The sequence below is a fragment of the Devosia sp. genome, assembly GCF_040509215.1.
Lineage (GTDB): Bacteria > Pseudomonadota > Alphaproteobacteria > Rhizobiales > Devosiaceae > Devosia.
Map to the genome: position 1 here is coordinate 1 of NZ_JBEVLL010000338.1, position 5,164 is coordinate 5,164.

At 62.7% G+C, this 5,164-nt stretch carries 6 protein-coding genes; 2 read left to right on the top strand and 4 right to left on the bottom strand.

Annotated elements, in window-relative coordinates; genetic code table 11:
* On the top strand, positions 1-537 hold a 537-nt coding region (locus ABW043_RS19135; RefSeq protein WP_353922796.1), incomplete at its 5' end, for a TCP-1/cpn60 chaperonin family protein.
* 324 nt (positions 538-861) lie between these two features.
* Positions 862-1,719: a peptidoglycan-binding protein gene (locus ABW043_RS19140; protein WP_353922797.1), complete on the top strand. Its 858-nt coding sequence runs from the start codon at positions 862-864 to the stop codon at positions 1,717-1,719.
* On the opposite strand, the gene ABW043_RS19145 is transcribed toward ABW043_RS19140, so the two are convergent.
* The 4 genes from ABW043_RS19145 to ABW043_RS19160 all read right to left on the bottom strand — a co-directional run.
* Positions 1,716-2,465: a TSUP family transporter gene (locus ABW043_RS19145; RefSeq protein ID WP_353922798.1), complete on the bottom strand. Its 750-nt coding sequence runs from the start codon at positions 2,463-2,465 to the stop codon at positions 1,716-1,718. The two genes, ABW043_RS19140 and ABW043_RS19145, sit on opposite strands and share 4 nt — an antisense overlap.
* Positions 2,466-2,773: 308 nt before the next feature.
* Positions 2,774-3,478 (bottom strand): ATP phosphoribosyltransferase, encoded by a 705-nt coding sequence (gene hisG, locus ABW043_RS19150; RefSeq protein ID WP_353922799.1) that lies wholly within the window; start codon positions 3,476-3,478, stop codon positions 2,774-2,776.
* Positions 3,475-4,539, bottom strand: coding sequence for an ATP phosphoribosyltransferase regulatory subunit (locus ABW043_RS19155; protein ID WP_353922800.1), 1,065 nt, complete (start codon positions 4,537-4,539; stop codon positions 3,475-3,477). Before ABW043_RS19155 ends, hisG begins: the two co-directional genes overlap by 4 nt.
* A 25-nt stretch (positions 4,540-4,564) precedes the next feature.
* Positions 4,565-5,164, bottom strand: a 600-nt coding sequence (locus ABW043_RS19160) for a His/Gly/Thr/Pro-type tRNA ligase C-terminal domain-containing protein (RefSeq protein ID WP_353922801.1), incomplete at its 5' end; no start/stop codon positions are given.

The window sequence follows — 5,164 nt, forward strand, 5'->3', positions numbered from 1 at the left end:
CTTGCCAAGCTCGCCGGTGGCGTTGCCGTGATCAAGGTCGGTGGTTCGACCGAAGTGGAAGTCAAGGAACGCAAGGATCGCGTCGACGACGCTCTGAACGCGACCCGCGCTGCCGTTGAAGAAGGTATCGTTCCCGGTGGTGGCGTCGCCCTCCTCCGCGCTTCGGCTGCCATCAAGGCCAAGGGCATCAATGCCGATCAGGACGCTGGTATCGCCATCGTTCGCCGCGCCCTCCAGGCTCCGGTTCGCACCATTGCGAACAATGCCGGCGCTGAAGGTTCGGTCGTTGTCGACAAGATCCTCGAAAACTCGGCTCCCTCGTTCGGCTACAATGCTGCCACCGGCGAATACGGTGACCTCGTTGCACTCGGCGTTATCGACCCGGTCAAGGTCGTCCGTCACGCTCTCCAGGACGCAGCTTCGGTTGCATCGCTCCTGATCACGACGGAAGCCATCATCGTTGAAGCCCCCAAGGCCGAAGCTCCGGCAATGCCGGGCGGCGGCGGCATGGGCGGCATGGGCGGCATGGATTTCTAAGGCTAACGCCTTAGATTTCCTCTTCGCTCACGGGCCGTTTCGCAATTGGCCCGACGCGCTAAAGCCGCGCTGGGCCAATCGCTGGCCCTGCGCGAGCGCGGCAGACGACTGCCGGGCGGCCTTGCCGCCTGACAGACAACAGGCTTCGAAGCTCGTTTCTTCCCAGTCACGGACTTCGTGGAAAGGCGTGGTGCTCAGCACCGCGCCTTTTTCTTTTTGAATAGCGCCACCTCTTTGTGAGGGCGCGATTTTCTCGATCCCGGATTTGACAGAAAAGCCCGCGCCGTTTCATTCTCATAGTCGTCTAGGGCTTGGGAGGTTCCGATGCGTTTTCTGGTTATGGCAGTCACTCTGCTGGCTTTGCTGCTGGGTGGAAGTTCAGCCGCGCTGGCGCAAAAAACCAAATCCAAACCCGGCGCAGAGCAGACCCAGCAGAATACGCTCGACCCCAATGATCCCGATGATCTGGCTGAAATCGTCGCCGAGGCGGATGAGGCCTATTTCGCCGACAATGGCGGTGATCCCGACTACGCCTATGCCTTCGAAATGTATTCCCTCGCCGCTAATGCGGGCGATGGCTATTCGATGAACCGCCTCGCGCTGATGTATGACCGCGGCGAGCATGTCGAACAGGATTTTTACGAAGCTTTCGACTGGTACATGAAGGCGGCAGAAGCCGGGCTGCCGGCCGCCATGAGCAACGTCGCCAGCATGTATCGCCTGGGGGAAGGCGTGGGCCAGGACTATGACGAGGCCATGAACTGGTTCCGCAAGGCGGCCGACAACGACTATTCCTACGCGCTCTACGCCATCGGCGAGCTTTATCTGGGCGGTCATGGGGTCGCCAAGGACGCAACCGAGGCCGCCGCCTGGTATCAGCGCGCCTCGGATGCCGGCGAGCCCAACGGCCACTGGGCCCTCGCCCTGCGCTATCTCTATGGGGATGGCGTCGCGATGGACTCCCGCAAGGCTGGCGACCTTGCCTATCTCGCGCTCGTCAACGGCCTCGATATTGCCCTCGACGAACTCAAGGAAATCGGTTCGGCCGAGACCTCGCCCAATTTCCGTCGCCGCATCCAGGAACTGCTCAAGAGCGACGGCTTCTACAAGGGTACGGTCGACGGGAGTTTTGGACCGCAGACCATGCGCGCCGTTGAGGCCGCCTTCGGCAGTGAGCTTTAGGGCCAGAGGATCAGCTTGACCGCCATGGCGATGGAAACAACCACGACCAGCGGGCGGATGAGTTTTGCGCCAAAGCGAATGCCGGCATGGGCGCCGACATAGCCCCCGATGATCTGACCGACGGCCATGCACATCACGGCCGGCCAGACGACGTCCCCGCTCGGGATGAAGATCGTCAGTGCAGCCAGATTTGAAACCAGGTTGAGGAGCTTGGTATTGCCCGCCGCGCGGGTGACGCCAAGGCCGAAAAGCAGCACGAAACCGATGGTGAAAAACGATCCGGTTCCGGGCCCGAAGATGCCGTCATAAAAGCCGACGACAAAGCCCAGAAGCGGAACCCATTTGGGGAAAGCCAGGCGCGAGGCCCGGTCGGCGTCCGACAGATTGGGCGCGAAGAGAAAGTACAGCGCCACCCCGATGAGCGCGAAGGGCACGGCGATATTGAGCAGTGACGTGTCGATCTGCTTGACCGTGACGGCGCCGAGCAGGCTGCCGGCATAGGTCACCGCGATCGAGGGTATCAGGGCCTTGAGAGAGACAAAGCCCTTTCGCCAATAGGTGTAGGTCGCCATCGTCGTGCCGATGACCGACTGCATCTTGTTTGTGGCGAGCGCGGCAATCGGCGGCAGGCCGGCCGAAAGTAGAGCCGGAACAGTCAGCATGCCGCCGCCGCCAGCAACTGCGTCTACAAAGCCTGCGAGAAGGCCGACGCCGCCGAGGGCAACGAGTGTGAGGGGATCAAGCATAGGGGAACCGAAGAGAAGTTGCGGCCTCTTAGCACCGCGTCAGCGGAGTTAACAGGGGCGATGTCAGTCGCCCCCACCGCCTCCGCCATCGCTTCCACCGCCGTCCCCTCCACCATCGGAACTGTCGCAATCCCGATTGCCGGACGAAGAAGATGTGCCGCCGTCTCCACCACCGCCATCATTGCTGTTTCGGCGGCGCCTCTTTGGCTTGGAGGTCAGAGCCGTGACGGTGAGTGCAAACAGCACGAGCCCAAGGAAGATCAGGAGATCGGTGCCCATCGTCATGCCTCGAACCGGTGCGTTGAAAGCTAAATGGTTGAGGCACCCAAGCGTTTCAGGAGGTCGTCGAGATAGGCCTTCTTCTCGGCCGGCCAGTCGGCAGTCCTCGAAACGATGAGATTGGCCTCGCTCTTGAGCATGACGCCATCGTCGAGCACACGCAGGCCATTGGCTGCGAGGGTCGAGCCGGTCGAGGTGATGTCGACGACGATATCGGCGACGCCCGAAGCAGGTGCGGCTTCGGTCGCGCCAAGGCTTTCGACGATGCGGTATTCGGCAATGCCGGCCCGGGCGAAGTGCTGGCGGGTGATGGTGATATATTTCGTCGCGATGCGCAGCCAGCGCTTGTGGCGGCTACGGAAGTCCGAGGCAACGTCGGCAAGGTCATGCAGGTGCGTGACGTCGATCCAGGCTTCCGGCACGGCAATCACAACGTCGGCGAGACCGAATTCGAGCGAGCGGGCGAAGTGCACGCTTTCGGGGCCGGTTTCGCTGGTTTCGTGGATGAGATCGCGGCCGGTGACGCCGATATCAATGTTGCCGCGGATCAGTTCGCGGGCAATTTCCGAGGCTGGGAAGAAGCGCACGGTGATATCAGGCTCGCCTTCCATGACGCCGAGATAGGAGCGCGCGCCGCCGGGGCGGGAAATGGTGAGGCCGCGCGCGGCGAACCATTCGCGCGTCAGTTCTTCAAGGCGCCCTTTGGAGGGCACGGCGAGAGTGATGCCGGTCATGCCGAGACCTCTGCTTCCAATCGATCGACCCAGAGTGCGCAGCCCGAAGCGGCGATGGGTGCCGTAGCGCCGAGGCGTTCCAGCAGGCGGTCATATTGTCCGCCCGAAGCCAGCACTTCGCCGTTGCGGCCGGTCATTTCGAAGACGATGCCGGTGTAATAGTCGAGACGCGGCGAGAAGGCTGCGTCGAAATTGACCTGGGCTTCGCCGAGCTTGTCGAGATGACGGCGAATGGCGCGAACCGGCGCGCCAAGCATGAGCTTGTGGCTCTCGGCCAGTGCCTCGATCTGGCGCAAAGCCGACAGCACGTCGCCGGAAATGGCGAGATAATCGCGCAGCAGTTTCAGCGTCTGGGCTGGAACATGAGCGGCGTCGAGCGCCTGTTGTTCGAGATAGCGGTCGGCGATTTCCTCGGGCGTACGGCCTTCGGAAAGGCTGAGGCCGGACGACACCATCCGAGCCGTAACATCCTCGATCAGCACGTCGCGCGAGGGTTGTTCCTGCCGTGGCGCGTCGGGCGCCGCTTCAAGCCGCGCCAAGAGGCGTTCCATGGCCTCGGTGTGGCCAAAGCGGTGACGAATGCGCGGGCGCCATGCGGCCGGCATATCGGCCTGCACCAGCAGCGCCTCGAAGAGACCAACGCCGCCAAGGCGAATGCGGGCGGGCAGGCCATAAATGGAGAGAGCCGCGCGAGCAAAGGTGAAAACCTGATCGAGCGCCACTTCACCATCAGGCTGGGCCAGCAGCTCGATGCCGGCCTGGTCGAACTCGGCCGGGCCGGTTTCGCGCTGGCGGAAGATGGGGCCGAGATAGGTGAAGGCGGCCGGCTGGCGCGTGCCATCGGCGATATAGTCGCGCACGATGGGCAGGGTAAATTCGGGCCGCAGGCAGTGTTCGGCGCCGATCAAATCGGTCGTCAGCAGCAGGCGGCGGCCGAACTCTTCGCCCGCCAGATCAAAATAGGGATCGGCCGGCAGTAAGAGCGGCGGGGTGGCCCGGCAACCGCCTTGGGCTTCGACAAGGGCTTCGAGCTGGGCCCGTCGCATAGCGGCGTTAGTCATGGCTCTTGCCCCTGCCGAAAAAGCATCACTGCTCGCTCAAGAGTTTCTGGATGGCCGAAACCAGGTCTTCGCGCTTGACCTCGAACTGGCCAGGGCGCGCGGCTTTCCACTCGGCATTGTCGGTGATGGCCTGAGCTGCCTCTTTGCCGGCAACCAGATCCTTGATCTGCAAAATACCCTGCTCGCGCTCCTGGCTGCCTTCGATGACGACGGCTGGCGCGTTGCGCTTGTCGGCGTAGGACACCTGCTTGCCAAAGTTCTTGGTGGAACCGAGGAACATTTCGGCGCGGATGCCCGCCTTGCGCAGTTCGGACACCATGGCCTGGTAGCGAGCCGTCTGATCCTTATCCATGACGAGGACGACGACGGGGCCGACCGGCTCCTTCGAGCCGAGATTGCCGGTGAGCTTCAGCGCGTTGGCGAGGCGCGAGACGCCGATGGAAAAGCCGGTGGCCGGAACGGGTTCGCGACGGAAACGGGAGACGAGGCCGTCATAGCGGCCACCGCCACCAACGGAGCCGAAGACGACGTCCTGGCCCTTGTCGTTCTGCACCTTGAAGGTGAGTTCGATCTCGAAGACCGGACCGGTGTAATATTCAAGGCCGCGAACGACGGACGGATCGAT